Origin of the sequence: Micromonospora sicca (genome assembly GCF_003172935.1) — a bacterium.
Classification (GTDB): domain Bacteria; phylum Actinomycetota; class Actinomycetes; order Mycobacteriales; family Micromonosporaceae; genus Micromonospora; species Micromonospora sicca.
This window is the reverse complement of the sequence record NZ_QGKS01000308.1, coordinates 1-775: the sequence shown is the minus strand read 5'-3', so window position 1 is coordinate 775 and position 775 is coordinate 1. Positions and strand designations below refer to the sequence as shown.

The following is a 775-nucleotide window of genomic DNA, read 5'->3' as shown; positions in this document are numbered from 1 at the left end:
CCTGCCGCAGCGGCATTGACTGCGAAGCTCGCCCTCCTGCAGGCCGAGCATACGGCGGTGTGCGCCCGGATCCGGCATCTCAACAAGGCTCTTGCCTGGTCGTCGGCGCGGTGGCTCGTCGACCAGGCGACCGCGGCCGGCGCCACCGTCATCTACGTCGAGGACCTCGCCACGCTCGAGGCCGGTGGCCGGTCACGCAGCCTCAACCGGCGACTCTCCGGTGCGGTACGCGGCACCGTGTTCACCGCCATCGCCCACCTCGCCGCGAAAGTAGATATCGCAGTCGTCACTGTCCCGGCGCGTGGCACCTCGTCCGGCTGTCCCCGCTGCGGCGGTCCCGTCAAGCACGTCAAAACACCACAGCGGATGGTGGCCGGGTACCGGTGGGCGACCTGCTCGTGTGGCCTGTCGATGGACCGTGACCACGCCGCGGCGCAACGGATCGCCGCCCGGGGCCTAGCCAACCAGGCCAACACCCGCCGCGGCCCTAACGGCAACGCCGCGATCCGGACCGCCACCGACACACCGGTCCGCCACCAGACGCGTCGACCAACCCGCACCGCCACGACCCGGCCGGCGCGGGATCGACGCAAAACCGTACCCACCCCGAAGCAGACCCGACCTGCAACGGTCAAGACCTCACGCCTGCTGCCCTTGCGACGGCAGGTTCCCGCCCCGGCAGAATCCCCATCGGGATCCTCCGGTCAGCGTCCGGCGGGACGGACACCCCAGGAGACCAACCCGAAAGGGCCGGTCAGCCAGGTGCCGCACACGG

Annotated in this window: 1 protein-coding gene; it reads left to right on the top strand. The window is 71.0% G+C overall.

What is annotated here, in order from left to right:
* Window positions 1–57: 57 nt before the first annotated feature.
* A partial coding sequence (locus tag DKT69_RS25760) for a zinc ribbon domain-containing protein (RefSeq protein ID WP_161557952.1) occupies window positions 58–775 on the top strand: 718 nt, incomplete at its 3' end.